Annotated in this window: 11 protein-coding genes and 1 tRNA gene; 5 read left to right on the top strand and 7 right to left on the bottom strand. The window is 66.8% G+C overall.

Annotation, left to right across the window (positions count from 1 at the left end):
- Genes J1N50_RS13285 through gdhA form a run of 4 tightly spaced genes read right to left on the bottom strand, consistent with a single transcriptional unit; the run spans position 1 to position 6,787 of the window.
- Positions 1-1,938, bottom strand: coding sequence for a hypothetical protein (locus J1N50_RS13285; protein ID WP_425516946.1), 1,938 nt, complete (start codon positions 1,936-1,938; stop codon positions 1-3).
- Between the two features lie 3 nt (positions 1,939-1,941).
- Entirely contained in the window at positions 1,942-3,918 is a 1,977-nt protein-coding gene (locus J1N50_RS13280) for a GlcG/HbpS family heme-binding protein (protein WP_215354209.1), read from the bottom strand.
- 4 nt (positions 3,919-3,922) lie between these two features.
- Positions 3,923-5,383 carry a cytochrome c family protein gene (locus tag J1N50_RS13275; RefSeq protein WP_215354207.1) on the bottom strand — a complete coding sequence of 487 codons (1,461 nt, stop codon included), beginning with the start codon at positions 5,381-5,383 and terminating at the stop codon, positions 3,923-3,925.
- Positions 5,384-5,431: 48 nt separating this feature from the next.
- On the bottom strand, positions 5,432-6,787 hold the full coding sequence (gene gdhA, locus J1N50_RS13270; RefSeq protein WP_215354205.1) for an NADP-specific glutamate dehydrogenase: 1,356 nt from the start codon (positions 6,785-6,787) through the stop codon (positions 5,432-5,434).
- 158 nt (positions 6,788-6,945) lie between these two features.
- Between gdhA and J1N50_RS13265 the strand changes: the two genes are divergently transcribed.
- Entirely contained in the window at positions 6,946-7,884 is a 939-nt protein-coding gene (locus J1N50_RS13265) for a tetratricopeptide repeat protein (protein WP_246553486.1), read from the top strand.
- On the opposite strand, the gene putA is transcribed toward J1N50_RS13265, so the two are convergent.
- Positions 7,881-10,973 (bottom strand): bifunctional proline dehydrogenase/L-glutamate gamma-semialdehyde dehydrogenase PutA, encoded by a 3,093-nt coding sequence (gene putA, locus J1N50_RS13260; RefSeq protein ID WP_215354196.1) that lies wholly within the window; start codon positions 10,971-10,973, stop codon positions 7,881-7,883. The genes J1N50_RS13265 and putA overlap by 4 nt on opposite strands.
- A 99-nt stretch (positions 10,974-11,072) precedes the next feature.
- Here putA and J1N50_RS13255 point away from each other — a divergent pair, with 99 nt between their 5' ends.
- Both J1N50_RS13255 and J1N50_RS13250 read left to right on the top strand, forming a co-directional pair.
- On the top strand, positions 11,073-11,543 hold the full coding sequence (locus tag J1N50_RS13255; RefSeq protein WP_215354194.1) for an Lrp/AsnC family transcriptional regulator: 471 nt from the start codon (positions 11,073-11,075) through the stop codon (positions 11,541-11,543).
- Positions 11,544-11,594: 51 nt separating this feature from the next.
- Positions 11,595-11,668: transfer RNA gene (locus tag J1N50_RS13250), tRNA-Gly, on the top strand.
- A gap of 8 nt (positions 11,669-11,676) precedes the next feature.
- Here the strand turns inward: J1N50_RS13250 and J1N50_RS13245 are convergent.
- Complete coding sequence (locus J1N50_RS13245) at positions 11,677-12,462, bottom strand: transglutaminase-like domain-containing protein (protein WP_215354191.1); 786 nt, start codon at positions 12,460-12,462, stop codon at positions 11,677-11,679.
- Between the two features lie 97 nt (positions 12,463-12,559).
- On the opposite strand from J1N50_RS13245, the gene J1N50_RS13240 reads away from it, so the two are divergent.
- Positions 12,560-13,786 (top strand): MFS transporter, encoded by a 1,227-nt coding sequence (locus J1N50_RS13240; protein ID WP_425516945.1) that lies wholly within the window; start codon positions 12,560-12,562, stop codon positions 13,784-13,786.
- Here J1N50_RS13240 and J1N50_RS13235 read toward each other — a convergent pair.
- Positions 13,759-14,520 carry a competence/damage-inducible protein A gene (locus J1N50_RS13235; RefSeq protein WP_215354187.1) on the bottom strand — a complete coding sequence of 254 codons (762 nt, stop codon included), beginning with the start codon at positions 14,518-14,520 and terminating at the stop codon, positions 13,759-13,761. The genes J1N50_RS13240 and J1N50_RS13235 overlap by 28 nt on opposite strands.
- A 102-nt stretch (positions 14,521-14,622) precedes the next feature.
- On the opposite strand from J1N50_RS13235, the gene J1N50_RS13230 reads away from it, so the two are divergent.
- A complete protein-coding gene (locus J1N50_RS13230; RefSeq protein ID WP_215354185.1) occupies positions 14,623-15,255 on the top strand; it encodes a glutathione S-transferase family protein in 633 nt (210 codons plus the stop codon).
- The last annotated feature ends 57 nt before the right edge of the window (positions 15,256-15,312 follow it).

The raw sequence follows: 15,312 nt of genomic DNA, 5'->3' as shown, positions 1-15,312 counted from the left end.
TCAGAAACTCACGATCACATTGGCAAGGATCGAGACATAGGCCTTGTCGCGTTCCTTGTTGTCGAACAAATCCTTGAACCCCTTACCCGGAAGGAGAACCGCGGCGCTGAGGCGCCCGACGATATTCTGCGTCGCCTTCGGTCGCCAGATCCCCGCCACCGACAGGTCGAACCCGATATCCTTGGGGATCGAGCCCTCGACGCGGAGGTTCTGGAGCACCTTCGTATTGTCGAACCAGAGGTGGTTGGCGTTGAAGCTGACGCGCGTTTCGGGCGAGAGGTCGAAATCGGCGCCCGCGCCGACGAACACCGTGCCCGGATTGTTGAAGTTCGACTGCCCCTCTTCCTTCGACGAGCGCAGCGAGTTCAATATGCCGTTGCGGCCATTGATCGAGATGACGCGCCCGCCGCCCGCGAAGGGAATCGTCTGGCGAATCCAGTAGCTGGTGTCGGCGCCGCCGAAGATCGGATTTTCGAAGATCGCGTCGAACCCGCCCTCGACATTGTTGTACGGGTTGCGGTCGCCGCTGGCGTAGAGGCCCGAGAGGCGGAAGCGCATCCAGTCATGGTCGTAGCTGAGTTCGGCCGCGGCAAAGCCCGCGCGGATCTTTGCGGGTTTGCTGGTGAAGAAGCTGTTCCGGTCCTCGCCGAGCGCTGCATAGAAGCTTGCCGTGACGTTGATCCGCCCGATGCGGCCGTCGGCGCTGTAGCCGAGATAGGCGACGTCATATTCGCGACCGCGCAGATCGCCGAGCAGCGCCGGCCGCACAGGGAAACCGTTATGGTCGATCTGCACGTCCTTCTTTTCGCGGTTCATATTGTAGGTCACGCTGACCTGGCTGGTCAGCCCGACGAACGGGAAATCCTGACGATAAAGATTAGCGGTGAAGATGAAATCGTCGCGCGGCGTCTGGGTGATATCATTGAGGCCGCTGTTGGTATCCTTCTCGAGCCGCCAGAAGGCCGCAACATTATATTGAAACCGGTTGTTGTCGCGGTTGCCGAACAGGCGGATGCCGAGCTGGCTGTCGTTGAACAGAAAGCCGCGGAAATCGCTCTGGAACGGCTGGATGCCGATGCGGATCGAATGGAAATCGTAGCGGTCGCTGTCGTTGCCGAGGTGCTTGTCGACGAACAGTTCCTGCACGCCGAGGAAGCTGTCGTAGCGGTGGCTCGGTTTCGACGGACGCACGTCGAGGACGCGCCGTTCGGGCACGTCGACATAATTGGCCTGATAGGCGAGCGTCACGCGATATTCGATGTCGGGCGGCTTGAACGCGGTCGATCCCTTGATCAGCGCGGCGCCGGCGATGAAGGTCTGCGCGAACACAAAGCTGCGGTTCTTGCCGAACACGTCGATGCTGCCGGGGCGCGAAGTCGTCTGGACGCCGACGGGGATCGGGAAGGTGCGCGGTTCGAACACCGTGTCGGACACGGCATTGGCGACAAAGAACCAGTCGTCGCCCTTGATCGGCAACCATTTGACCTTGTCGCGGTTGATCGGCCGGTCGCCCTTCAACGTATTCTGGTGATAGGGGTCGAACCAGCGTTCCTTGACGACGCCCAGCGTCTCGATCAGCCGCCAGCGGTCGGGGACCGGAAGCTGGTCCTCGATCCCCGGAAAGGCCTGCGGCGGCGGCGGGCGCAGTGCGCCGACATTGTCCTGGGTCAACTGGTCGGGAAGGTCGGGAATATAGCCGGGGCGGCGTCGCCCCTCGATGATCTGGGTGACGAGATCGTCCTTGATCACCTCCTGCCAGTCGACGGGGGGCGGCGGCGGCGTCAGTTCCTCGACCGGCGGCGCCTCCGCACCCTGGGCAATGCTTTCGTCAGCCGTGACCGGATCGGCCGCAGGCGGCGCAGGAGGCACCTCGGCCGCGGACGCGCCTTGCGCCGCGAGGGTCGCAATGATCGGCAGCAGGCTGACGTCGACGCTCACCCGCTAAAGCCCCTGACAGACATTTTGCTGATTGGTGTCGAGGAAGGGCGCGAACGGACAGCCGACATAACGCAGCCGCACTGTCTTGCCGTCGGCGAGCGTCACGACGACATTGTCCGACCGGATCGCCATCGGGGCATTGCCGATCCCGCCGACCCTCGCCCCGCCATTATGCGTGCCGAGGAAGCTGATCATATCGTCCTGGTCGATACCGTCGCCCGACACGCCGATACCTCCCACCAGCGTGCTGCCGCGATAGATCGGCACCGAGCCGGGAAAGATCTGGATGCCGTTCTGCAGCCGGTTCTGTCCCGCAGCGACATCGGGCAGGGTCGTGCAACGCGCCGGCGTGTCGGGATTCGCGCCCTGCAGGAAACCGACATGCTGGCCGAGGTTGCCGATGATCAGCGCCGACTGGAGCCCGGTCGAGAAGGGGTTGAATTGCGCGATCGGGCGCGAGAAAGGGCCGTTCGGTCGCCCGACTTCGCCATCGGGGAAATAGGGGCGCGACAGATTGCCGCCCGCGCGGTCGGGAAAGGCGATCGTTCCCGTCAGCGCCGCCGGATTGTTCAGGAACGTTCGCACCGCGGTCACGAACTGCCGGATATCGGCGCTGGCATTGGCGCTGAGTTCGGCGCCTGCGTTGGGGTTCGAGAAAAAGGCGGCCGTGCGTGCCTTCTGCAACGACACATCGGACCCGAAGATCGGGGCGTCGGGCGAGCGGACCATGCCGAGCGGGGTGCCGAAGGTGTCGACGACGGTGATCGTGACCTGCGCGCGACTGTCGAGCGGTTTGCGGATCTGCGCGCGCGCGCGGCTCATCACCGTGAACGCCTCTTCGAGCACCGCGCGCACTTCGGCCTGCGAAAGCGGGGTGGCGACCGCCGCGCCGTCGGTGGCCGCGCGGATCGGATAGCGGTTGTTACCGCTGCCGTCGGTGAAGATGAACGCATCGCGGTTCGAGAATTCTGCCGGCGTCGAGGCACGAATGCCCGACGCCTCGGTGCCATAGGCAACGCCGGCCGTGACAGCCGCGGCGGCATAGCCGGGAACCGCGACGAGATTGCCCGCGGTTCCATTGAAAGAGGCGAAGCTGGCGCCGCCGCTCGACATCACGCCGGCCAAGGTCGCGTCGGAGAAGCGCAAGGTCGTGCCATCGACGCTGATTTTGTCGGCGGTGATCGCCGCCGGCGCCTCGAATCCCCGCGTGCCGGCGAGCGCGATGAACTCCTCGGGATCATTCTCGACATCGAGGATATTGGGGTCGCTGCCATAGACGCCGTCGCCCATCACGCCGATGCCGCCGACGAGCACGCCATTCTTGTAGAGCGGTAGCCCGCCCGCATCGGCGGCGAGGCCGAGCGGCGAGCGTTTCGGCCCGATCAGCGCGGCGTTGCCCGCGGCGCCGAAGCGCGACGAGAAATCGCTGCACGGAAGCTGGCTGAACTGCACCCCGAACAGCGGCCCGCTTTCGAGCCCGACAGTGGTCGGCGCGGGCGGGAAATGTTCCTGGACGATCTGGCTCGCGGTGCGCGTCGAAAAGGCGTTGCCGCCGCTCGACAGATAGGCGCCGGTGATCGCCTTCGCGATCGCGCCGCCCTCCGCCGGGAAGGTGACATTCTGGGCGTCGATATTCTGGCCGTTCGGCGCGGGCGACGTGGTCGCGGTCGGCCGGGCGCCGTTCATTCGGAAGACCGCGAGGACGTTGCCGACGCGGTCGGTCACCGCGATCACCGACGGCAACCCGCGCGCCTGCGCCTCCGATATCGCATTGGCGAGGATCGTCTGGACCTCGGTCACGCTCAGCGATTCGGCAGCGGGCGGCGTGAACAGCCCGCCGGTCGGTGTCGGGGTGGGTGTCGGCGTCGGCGCCGGGGTCGGCGTGCCGCCGCCTCCCCCGCCGCCGCCGCAGGAGGCGAGCAGGAGCGAGGCAGCCGCGACGGAGGCCACCGAACGAAAGAGGCGGGATGTGTTTTGCATATCTTTACCGCAGCGCCCCGATCGCGCGCACCGCGCTCCCCAGCGAGGCCTGGAAATCGGCAGGGCGGAACGCATTCGGATCCTTGACCGCGGTGTAGGCGCGGTCGATGTCGGCGCGGATTCCGGCGGCGGCGCCGACGGTGATCCGGCCCGACGACACCATCGCGTTGAGCAGCGTGTCGACCCCCATTACCGCCTGCTGCGACCCCGAATAATCGGTCAGCCGGTCGCTTACGGCCTTCGCCGAAATCGCATCGACAAGCGCGAAGGCGTCGGCGCCCGAAAAGCTGCGCGCGGCAAAGGCGGCCTTCAGCGCCGACACCGTCTGCTGGAGCTGCGCAGCGGCGCTCACCGCACTCGCGCGGTCGATGGTCATCGCCTTGTGGAAGGCGGCGGTCCGCACCGCGAGCTGGTCGGCGAGCGCGGGCGCCGCGACGCGTGCCGCGGCCGAGAGCATGATCAGATTCTCGTCATTATAGGGCGGCATCCCTTCGGGGATGTTCGCCCGTCCCGGATTGTCGAGGCTGGTCTTCACCGGCTTCGCCTGGTCGTAGATGCGGCGGTGGCAGCTATGGCAGTCGAGGAAGTAGAATTCGGGAAACATCCCCTCGGTCCCGCGCCGCGACTGGAAGAGCGCGAGGCTGCGTTCGAGCGCGACCGCCTGCCCGACCGCCCACATCTGGACATGGTTGGTGCGTCCCGAACCGGCGCCGAACTTGCGCCAGCCATAGTCGGCATCTTCCTGATGATGCGCCTGCAGCGAGGAGAAGAGATCGAGCTCGAACGAAATGCGCGGGTGCCCCGCCGCCATGATGCGGTGGGTGACGAACTGCCCCTCGCCCGCCGAGCCGAAGTGGCAATCGACGCACACCCCCGCGCGGACCACCGGGTCCTCGAGCTTCCAGAGCCCGGCGCGGAGGTTGGAAAGATGCTTCTCGCGCATCTCGGCATCGGGGTTGGCGTTGGCGCCCACGCCCGCATAGTGGCTCGCGATCCAGCCGCCTGCGGGCCCGTGGCACGATTCGCAGCCGACCCCGTCCTCGAGCGGAACCGACCCGCGCCGCGCGCCGCCCGGCGCGACGATCGCGCCCTGCGTGCTGTGGCAGCCGAGGCACATCGGCGCGGTGGACGGATCGCCGATCCCGAGATTCTTCGCGATGAACTGACTGCGACTGTTGCTGAGCACCGCCCAGGCGCGGCTGTGCGCGCCGCCGGGTGTCGAGGGTTCCTGCCAGCGCATCAGCTCGTCCTGGCGGACGACCGTGCCGTCGCCCTCCATCCGGCCGTGACAGGTCGACCCGGCGCACGAGGCGACCCCGGTATAACGGCCGCCGGCCTCGCCTTGCGAACGCGCGGGAGGCGCCGCGACGATCGCGGCGATCGTCAGCGCCAGCAGCAACGCCGCGAGCGTCCAGACGGTCGCCCACGGTCGTTCGCCGCGCCCCACAATCGCGTCGGTCGTCATGCCTGTGTCCCCTTTTCCCGCCTGGCGCTTTTGCGCCTAGACTGCGACTTACACCACTCCGAATGCCAACATCGCGTCGGCGACCTTCTTGAAGCCCGCGATGTTCGCGCCCTTCACATAATCGATATAGCCTCCGCCCTGGTCGCCATAGGTCAGACAGCTCTTGTGGATGCCCGCCATGATGTCCTTGAGCATCTGTTGCAGCTCTTCTTCCTTCCAGCTGCGGCGCTCGCTGTTCTGGCTCATCTCGAGGCCCGAGACGGCAACGCCGCCCGCATTCGCCGCCTTGCCGGGCGCGAACATGATCTTCGCATGCTTGAAATGATGCACGCCCTCGAGGTTCGTCGGCATGTTGGCGCCTTCGCTGACCGCGATGCAGCCGTTGGCGACCAGCGTCCTCGCATCCTCGCCGAGCAACTCGTTCTGCGTCGCGCACGGCAGCGCGACGTCGCAGGGAACGCCCCACGGGGTCTTGCCTGCGGTGAAGCTCGCGCCTTTGAACTCGTCGCAATAGTCCTCGATCCGGCCGCGGCGGTGCGTCTTGTGCGCCTTCACCCAGTCGATCTTCTCCTGCGTGATGCCGTCGGGATCGTGGATGAAGCCGCCCGAATCGGACAGGGTGAGCACCTTGCCGCCAAGCTGGACGATCTTTTCCGCCGCGTGCGTCGCGACATTGCCCGAGCCCGAGATGACGGCGGTTTTGCCGGTCAGGTCCTGCCCCTTGGCCGCGAGCATGTTGGCGAGGAAATAGACCGCGCCATAGCCGGTCGCCTCCGTGCGGATCAGCGAGCCGCCCCATTCGAGCCCCTTGCCCGTGAGGACGCCGGTGAATTCGTTGGTGATGCGCTTGTACTGGCCGAACATGAAGCCGATCTCGCGCCCGCCCACGCCGATGTCGCCCGCGGGCACGTCGACGTCGGCGCCGATGTGGCGATAGAGTTCCGTCATGAAGCTCTGGCAGAAGCGCATGATTTCGCGCACGCTCTTGCCCTTGGGATTGAAATTCGAGCCGCCCTTGCCGCCGCCCATCGGCAGTCCGGTGAGCGCGTTCTTGAAGGTCTGCTCGAAGGCGAGGAATTTGAGGACGCTTTCGGTCACGCTCGGGTGAAAGCGGATTCCGCCCTTGTACGGGCCGATCGCGTTGTTGTTCTGGACGCGCCAGCCGCGTTGCACGCGAATATTGCCGGCGTCATCCTCCCAGCACACGCGGAAGGACACGACCCGGTCGGGCTCGGCGATGCGCCGCAATATCTGTTGCGCGTGATATTCTTCCTTGTCGGCGATGAAATCGAAAATATCTTCGGCGACCTCCTGGACCGCCTGCACGAACTCATCCTGGCCGGGGTTGCGCTTTTTCACCCCTTCCATAAACGTCGGAAAGTCGACGTGATCCGAAACTGCCATGCACCCCTCCCCCTGTTGGCTGGGAAAATCGGTGCGACCCCACTGACGATTTTGTCGTTGACCGACCTCGCGGGTCGAAGGCTACACCATCGCGAGGCAAAGGCAAGACGCGAGCGCGTCGCGCCCATGTTTTTTGCGAGCCGTACGAGAGGACAAAGATGAGCGAGAGCAAGAAGATGGCAGGGGGCATGACGCCCGCCAACCGGGCGGTCCTGATCGCTGCCGCGCTGCTGCTCATCGCAGCGGTGGGCTATGCAATCTGGCGCGATTCCGCCGATTCCGCGCCGCAAAAGCCCGCCGAAGCCGCAACGTCCCCCGACGACCAGCTCGCCGCGCTCGAAGCCCGGACACGTACCGAACCGAACAGCGCCGAGGCGTGGATGCAGCTCGGTGCGGCACGTTTCGACATGGGCGAATTCGCGGGCGCGGTCGCCGCCTACGAGAAAGCGACCGCGCTTTCGTCCGACTCGGCGGGACTCTGGTCGGCGCTCGGCGAGGCGCGGGTAATGGCGAGCGAGCGCGACCCGATGCCCGCCGCGGCGCTCGCGGCGTTCAACAAGGCGATCGCGCTCGACGCCAAGGATCCGCGTGCGCGCTATTTCCTTGCGGTGAAAAAGGATATCGGCGGCGACCACAAGGGCGCGATCGAGGACTGGTTCGCGCTGCTCGCCGACACGCCGCAGGGCGCGCCGTGGGAAGCCGATCTTCGCCGCACGATCGAACAGGTCGGGGCGATCCACAAGATCGACGTCGCGACGCGGCTGCAGAACACGCGGGCGCGGGCGCTGACCCCGGACGAAATGCCGGTCGCGGCGCGCGCGATCCCGGGGCCGACGCGCGCCGACATGGAGGCCGCCTCGCAGCTGCCGAAGGGTCAGCAGGACGCGATGATCGAGGGGATGGTCAGCGGGCTCGAAGCCAAGCTGAAGGCCAATCCCAAGGACGTCGACCGCTGGATCATGCTGATGCGCAGCCGGATGACGCTGGGCGAAACCGCGAAGGCCGCGCAGGCGCTGAAGGACGGCATCGCCGCCAATCCGGCCGCCGCCGGACGGCTGAAGGCGCAGGGGCAGCTTCTCGGCGTGCCGGGAGCCTAACCCGCCATCAGCGCCGCGTTCCCGCCCGCTGCGGTGATATCCGTCGAAATCGACTTTTCCTCGGCGAAACGGTGCAGATAGTGCGGACCGCCGGCTTTCGGGCCGGTGCCTGACAGGCCGCGCCCGCCGAAGGGCTGCGACCCCACGATCGCGCCGATCTGGTTGCGGTTCACATAGACGTTGCCGACCTGCGCGCGCGCCGCGATATGCGCCGCAACGCCGTCGATGCGCGTGTGGACACCCAATGTCAGGCCGTAGCCCGAAGCGTTGATTGCATCGATGAGCTGGTCGAGTTCGCCGCCCTTCCACGTCGCGACATGCAGCACGGGGCCGAAGATCTCGCGCTTCAAATCGGTGACATGATCGAGCCGGATCAAGACCGGCGGGACGAAATGGCCGTCGGCGGGCAGGTTGGTGCGCGCAGCCTCGGCAATCACCCGGCCCGCGGCGCGCGCTTCGGCCACATAGGCGGCGATATTCGCCTGCGCCTCGGCGTCGATGATCGGGCCGACGTCGGTCGAGAGGATCGCGGGGTCGCCGACGTTGAGCTCGGCCATCGCGCCCGCGACCATTGCGATCATCGTGTCGGCGACATCCTCCTGCACGCAGAGCAGGCGGAGCGCCGAGCAGCGCTGGCCCGCCGACTGGAAGGCCGAGGCGACGGCGTCGCGCGCGACCTGTTCGGGAAGCGCGGTCGAATCGACAATCATCGCGTTGGCGCCGCCGGTTTCGGCGATCAAGGTCGCGATCGGGCCGTCGCGCCCCGCGAGGCTGCGGTTGATCATTCGCGCAACTTCGGTCGAGCCGGTGAAGGCGACGCCGATGATGTCGTCATGGCCGGTCAGCGCCGCGCCGACGGTCTCGCCGCGCCCGGGAAGATAGTGCAGCACGTCGCCGGGAACGCCCGCCTCGAGCAACAGTTCGACCGCGGCGTGCGCGATCAGCGGGGTCTGCTCCGCGGGCTTCGCGAGGACGCTGTTACCCGCCGCGAGCGCGGCCGAAACCTGGCCGAGGAAGATCGCGAGCGGGAAGTTCCACGGGCTGATCGCGACGAAGACGCCCTTGCCTTCGAGAATCAGCTCGTTTCGCTCGCCCGTCGGTCCGGGGAGCACGACGGGATAGGTGAAGTCGGCGCGCGCCTGCGCGGCGTAATAGCGGAGGAAATCGACCGCCTCGCGCACCTCTGCCACCGCATCGACGAGCGTTTTGCCGGCTTCGTCGATTGCAAGGCCGAGGAACAGCGCGTCGCGTTCCTCGAGCAGATCGGCCGCGCGTTCGAGGCGGTCGGCCCGGAAGCTGCCGCCGGCGAGGCTCCAGTCGTCCTGCGCCTTGCGCGCGGCGGCGACTGCGGCATCGACCGTCGCACGATCGGCCTCGATCACCTGCCCGACGACGGCGCCGGTGGCGGGATTGCGGACGGGTTCCGCGGCGCCGCCTTGCGTTACGCCGCCGACGATCGGGGCGGCGATATGGTTGCTCTGGCGCGCCTTGGCGATCGCGGCGGTCAGCGCTTCGGGAACGCCGGGTTCGCCGAGGTCGTAGCCGCGCGAGTTGCGGCGCGCCGGATCGAAGAGGGTGAGGCCGGTGGCGATCACGGGCGGCTTGCTCGCGATGCCGCGCGGATCGACGGCAAGCTGCTCGGGAGTGACATCGGGGTCCGAAAATTGATGCACGAAGCTGGAGTTCGCGCCATTTTCGAGCAGGCGGCGGACCAGATAGGCGAGCAGGTCGCGGTGCGTCCCCACCGGCGCATAGACACGCACCGGCCGCGGCGGGGGATAGAGCGCCAGAATCGCGTCGTGCGCGCCCTCGCCCATGCCGTGCAGGCGCTGCAACTCATAATCGGCGCCGGCGAACAGCTCGGTCACGAAGGCAAGCGTCATCGCATTATGGCTGGCAAACGCCGGGAAGACGCAGTCCTGCGCGTCGCGGAGGATCTGCGCGCACTGCATGTAATTGAGGTCGGTGTGGTTCTTCGCGGTGAAGACCGGGAAATCGCCGAGACCCATCGTCTGCGCGCGCTTGATCTCGGTATCCCAATAGGCGCCCTTGACGAGGCGCATCGACAGTTTGACGCCGCGCGCGCGCGCCTTTGCGGCGACCCAGCGGATCGCCTCGGGCGCGCGCTTCTGATAGGCCTGGATCACGATGCCGAGCCCGGTCCAGCCGTCGGCGATGCCCGCGTCGATCAGCGCCGCGAACACGTCCATATGCGGTTCGAGCCGGTCGCTTTCCTCGGCATCGATCATCAGCGGAATGTTCACATCGCGCGCGGCGCGGGCGAGCGTGATGACGCTGGGGATCAGTTCGTCACGGACACGGTCGGCCTGCAGATATTCGTAGCGCGGATGAAGCGCCGACAGCTTGATCGAAATGCCGTGGTTGGCGTGCGGGTCGCCGGGCTTGGCGTGTTTGCCGATGCGCGCGATGGCATGGGCGTAGCTGTCGTAGTAGCGCCGCGCATCTTCCGCCGTGCGCGCGGCCTCGCCGAGCATGTCGAAGCTCGCGAGTTCGCGCTTTTCCTTGTCGGCGCGCTTCACCGCGGCGTCGATCGTCTCGCCCATCACGAACTGCTGGCCAAGCAGCTTCATCGCCGCGAGCGCCGCCTGGCGGATCACCGGCTCGCCCGAGCGGCGGATCATCGACTTGAGAAGCGACAGCGGGTTCGCCTTGCTGCCCATCGCATCGAGCATCAAGGTCGCCGACCCCAGCGACAATCCGCGCGCCGACAGGGCGACGATCAGCGGGCTGTCCTCGTCCTCGCCGTCCTTCCAGTGGCGGCCGGCGATCTTGTCGCGGATCAGCGCATTGGCCGTCGCATTGTCGGGCACGCGCAGCAGCGCCTCGGCGAGGCACATCAGCACGACGCCTTCCTCGCTCGAGAGGCGGTAGCGGTTCATCAGCTGCGCGACGAGCGTTTCGCGTTCGCCCTCGGCCTTCGCCTTCCGGATCAGCGCGAGCCCGCGCGCCGTGGTCGCCGCGACGGTCGCTGGCGAACGGGCGAGCTCGGCGCGCAGGTCGGCGACGATCTCGGCTTCGGGACGGCGGGCGAGGGCGCGGAGGGCGGCGCGGTCATGGGGCTGGGTCATGACGCGCATCCTACAGCATTGCGCTGCGGCGATCAGACCTATTATCGCCCCCAATACTTATCTTTTGACCTATTTTTGACGATCGATTAGGTGATTGATATGAAAGAAAGCGCACAATCAGTCGAATTGGATGACTTCGATCGCAAGATCCTGGCGATTCTGCGCAAGGACGGACGGATCACCTTCACCGACCTCGCCCGGCAGGTCGGCCTGTCGAAGACGCCGTGCCAGCAGCGCGTGCGCCGGCTCGTCGAGAATGGCGTGATTTCGGGCTTTGCGGCGATCCTCGATCCGGCGAAGGTCGGGCTCGACCATGTCGCCTTCGCCGAGGTCCGCCTGTCCGACACGCGCGAGGCGGCGCTGCGCGAGTTCAACGCCGCGGTGCGGAGGATCGCCGAGATCGAGGAATGCCACATGATCGCGAGCAGCTTCGACTATCTGCTCAAGGTCCGCACCTCTGACATGCGGCGCTATCGCACCGTGCTCGGCGAGAAAATCTCGAGCCTGCCGCACGTCGCGAACACCTCGACCTTCGTCGTCATGGAAACGGTGCGCGAGGCGGCGCGCTGAGCCAGCAGAGCCATTGACCGCCGCCGCCCGCTGTGCCAATCGCGCGGGACCGCGGGTGTAGCTCAATGGTAGAGCAGAAGCTTCCCAAGCTTACGACGAGGGTTCGATTCCCTTCACCCGCTCCAGCCGCTTTCTAGGCGTCGACAAGCTCCTTCACCGACACCCGCTGTTCGACGAGTTCGATCGCGCGATACGCCGTCAGAAACGCCACGTCGGCGGCGTCGCGGCCGACGCAGATGCGCGCGGCGCCTTCGGGCCGCGCCATGCCTGTCGCATCGACCATGTACCAGCCGCCGTCGAGATAGACTTCGGCGATCGCGTGGAAATCCTGCGGGTCGACGCCGAGCGCGTAGACGCTCGCCATGCGCGCCGGGATATGCGCCGCGCGGGCGAGCGCGATCATCACATGCGCATAGTCGCGGCAAACGCCACGCCGCTCGACGAAACTGTCGAGCGCGCCGGTGTCGGCGTCGCTGGTGCCGGGAACATAGGTGAAACGGCTTTCGATCCAGTCACGCATCCGCGCGATCTTCGCGCCGCCCTCATGCTCGCCGAAACGGCGCTCGACGAAGGCGTGGAACTTGTTCGACGGGCAATAGCGCGATTCGTTGAGATAGGGTACGGCCTCCGCCGGCACACGGTGCGGCGCGACTGCGGCGCGCGTCCGATAGTCGGGCCCGCGCCGGTCGATCTCGACCAGCGCCGAATAATGCGCGCGAAGACGTCCGCCGCGGTGCAGCCAGAGCCGCTCGCCGATGCCGTCCTGCCCCGCAACCCGCGCGACGTCGCCGTCGGGACCAAGGTCGAGCGCGGACCGCAGAACATGCTGGCCGTCGCCATCGGCGGCCTCGATCTGAAGCATCAGGTCGACTGAATCGCCGAGGCGATAGTCGAGAAGGGTCGATATTTCGATTTTCATTCGGTGATAACGCATGGGGGGAGGGGAGGTGCCGCCTAGACAGGAGCGGCGGGGACGGCAAGAGCCTGCAGATGATTCGTTGCAGGATGATGTTCAAGTGACGCCCGCGCGCACCATTCCTTTCATCGTCGTGACCATCTTCATCGACGCGATCGGCTTCGGCATCATCATGCCGGTGCTGCCGCAGCTCGTGATGGAGGTCGGCGCGATCGACCTGCCGCACGCGATCGGAGTCGGCGCCTGGATCGGGCTCGTCATGGCGACCGCAACCTTCCTTGCCTCGCCCGTGCTCGGCAATCTGTCGGACCGCTTCGGCCGCCGGCGGGTGTTGCTCCTGTCGCTGGGCGGTCTCGCAGCAGACTATACGCTGCTCACGGTCGTCGGCACCTTGCCGTGGCTGTTCGTCGCGCGGGCGATTTCGGGTGTATTCGGCGGCAGCTATGCTGCGGCGCAGGCTGCGATCGCCGACGTGACCAGGCCCGAGCAGCGCGCGCGCAACTTCGGCTTCGTTGGCGCCGCCTTCGGCATCGGCTTCGTCGTCGGGCCGGTAATCGGCGGCCTGCTCGGCGAGATGAGCCCGCGGGCGCCCTTTGTCGCGGCCGCGATTCTCGCCGCTGCAAACATGCTCTACGGGCTGGCGATCTTTCCCGAGACGCTGCCGCCCGAGCGCCGTCGCGCCTTCGACTGGCGCCGCGCCAACCCGCTCGGCGCGCTGCGGACGATGCGCGCCCTGCCGGGCATGGGCGGGATCGCGGCGGTGCTCGTGCTGTGGCAGATCGCCAGCCTGGTCTATCCGATGACGTGGAGCTTCTATTGCATCGCGCAGCTCGGCTGGACACCGGGGATGATCGGCGCGAGCCTCGCGGCGGTCGGCGTCGCGATCGCGATCGGGCAGGCCTTCGTCGTCGGCCCCGCGGTGGCGCGCTTCGGCGAACGCAACGCCGCGACGCTCGGCATCCTTGTCGCGGTCATGGTCTTCGTCGGCTATGCCTTCGTCGATACGACCTGGGGCGCTTTCCTGCTGCTCGTCCCCGTCGCGCTGCAGGCGCCGGTGCAGCCATCGCTGATGGCGATGATGTCGCGCCGCGCCTCTGCCGAGACGCAGGGCGAGGTACAGGGTATTTCGGCGATGGCGATGGGCCTGGGGCAGCTCGCCGCGCCGGCCCTGCTTACCGGCACGATGGCGTTTTTCACCGCCGATACGGCGCCGGTCCATTTCCCCGGCGCGGCGTTTCTGGTCGCGGCGCTGTTCGGATTGCTCGCGGTGGCGGTTCTTCGCCGCCTGCCGTACGCAGATCAGATCCCGCCGTCGGTTACCGCATAGCCGAGCGCTTCCAGCCCCGCGGTCAGCATGGTCACGCACGCCCCGACCGCCGCGCCGTCGGTCGACCGGACGACGAAATTGGCGCCGGTGCGGCCTTCGCGAAAAAAGGGATAGCTGCCGATCGCGACCCCCGGATGCTCCTTCTCGCCGAGACGGAGCAGATCGGCGATCTCGCTTTCGGGCGCCCAGGCGCCGATCGTATGCGCGACGAGCGGCGCGCCGCCTTCCAGCTGACCCGTCAGCGCATCGAGCATCCCGGCGGTGATATGCGGCACCCCCGCCATGACGAAGAGATTGCCGATGCGGATCCCCGGCGCCCCTGACATGCGGTTCGGAATCAGCTCGGCGCCGTCGGGGACGCGCGCCATGCGCAGCCGCGCTTCGGTGAGTTCAGCGCCGCGCGCCGAATAATAACGTTCGAGGATCGCGCGTGCCGCGGGGTGGATGATCACCCCGACGCCCAGCGCCTTCGCCACCGCGTCAACGGTGATGTCGTCGTGCGTCGGGCCGATCCCGCCGGTGGTGAAGACATAGTCGTAACGCGCGCGGATGGCGTTCAGCGCGTCGACGATCTCCTGCTCGACGTCGGGCACGATGCGCACCTCGCGCAGCCTGATCCCCTGCACGTCGAGCCAGGTCGCGATCTGCGCGACATTCTTGTCCTGCGTGCGGCCCGAGAGAATCTCGTCGCCGATCACCAGCACGGCGGCGGTCCAGATGCGTTCGTCGCTCATCGCTTTGCCTTAGCCGCGAACGGTGACAAAACAACCCCGCTGGCATGACAAGATCGTTCCTGATATGTTCGCATTCGACTCGCAATTCACAGGAGAGACGCGATGGCCGACGAGCTGATTTTCTATACCAACCCCATGTCGCGCGGCCAGATCGTCCGCTGGATGCTCGAGGAGGTCGGCGCACCGTATGAAACGAAGATCCTCGGCTATGGCACGTCGATGAAGGATGCGGCCTATCTCGCGATCAATCCGATGGGCAAGGTTCCGGCGATCGTCCATAACGGCAGGGTGGTGACCGAGTGCGCCGCAATCTGTGCCTATCTGGCGGATGCCTTTCCGTCGGCGGGGCTCGCGCCGGCAACGACCGACCGTGCGGATTATTATCGCTGGCTGTTCTTCGCCGCCGGGCCGGTCGAACAGGCGATCACCGCAAAGCATTTCGGCATCGAGCCCGACGCCGACCAGCAGCGGATGGCGGGTTTCGGCTCGCTGGGGGCTGCACTCGACGCGCTGGAGGGTGCCATTGCGGGCAAGACCTATGTCGCGGGCGAGCGCTTCAGCGCCGCCGACGTCTATGTCGGCAGCCAGATCGACTGGGGGCTGCAGTTCGGCACGATCCCGTCGCGCCCGGCATTCGAGGCCTATGCGGTCGGCCTTCGCGAGCGCGCGGGGTACAAGGCGGCGAAGGCGATCGACAACGCGCTGATCGCCGAGATGCAGGCGACGCCCGCCTAGAGTGCGTTCGGTTTTGATTGAATCAAAACCGGCACTCCAGATTCCTGTTTTGCCGTG

Origin of the sequence: Sphingopyxis soli, from assembly GCF_018682675.1 — a bacterium.
GTDB classification, from domain to species: domain Bacteria; phylum Pseudomonadota; class Alphaproteobacteria; order Sphingomonadales; family Sphingomonadaceae; genus Sphingopyxis; species Sphingopyxis soli.
The sequence above is the reverse complement of the archived record's forward strand: the minus strand, read 5'-3'. Positions and strand labels throughout refer to the sequence as shown.

Excerpts from the sequence above, each read along its gene's own strand:
- J1N50_RS13280 (WP_215354209.1), bottom strand. The coding sequence starts at position 3,918 with ATGCAAAACACATCCCGCCTCTTTCGTTCGGTGGCCTCCGTCGCGGCT.
- J1N50_RS13275 (WP_215354207.1), bottom strand. The coding sequence starts at position 5,383 with ATGACGACCGACGCGATTGTGGGGCGCGGCGAACGACCGTGGGCGACC.
- gdhA (WP_215354205.1), bottom strand. The coding sequence starts at position 6,787 with ATGGCAGTTTCGGATCACGTCGACTTTCCGACGTTTATGGAAGGGGTG.
- J1N50_RS13265 (WP_246553486.1), top strand. The coding sequence starts at position 6,946 with ATGAGCGAGAGCAAGAAGATGGCAGGGGGCATGACGCCCGCCAACCGG.
- putA (WP_215354196.1), bottom strand. The coding sequence starts at position 10,973 with ATGACCCAGCCCCATGACCGCGCCGCCCTCCGCGCCCTCGCCCGCCGT.
- J1N50_RS13255 (WP_215354194.1), top strand. The coding sequence starts at position 11,073 with ATGAAAGAAAGCGCACAATCAGTCGAATTGGATGACTTCGATCGCAAG.
- J1N50_RS13245 (WP_215354191.1), bottom strand. The coding sequence starts at position 12,462 with ATGAAAATCGAAATATCGACCCTTCTCGACTATCGCCTCGGCGATTCA.
- J1N50_RS13235 (WP_215354187.1), bottom strand. The coding sequence starts at position 14,520 with ATGAGCGACGAACGCATCTGGACCGCCGCCGTGCTGGTGATCGGCGAC.
- J1N50_RS13230 (WP_215354185.1), top strand. The coding sequence starts at position 14,623 with ATGGCCGACGAGCTGATTTTCTATACCAACCCCATGTCGCGCGGCCAG.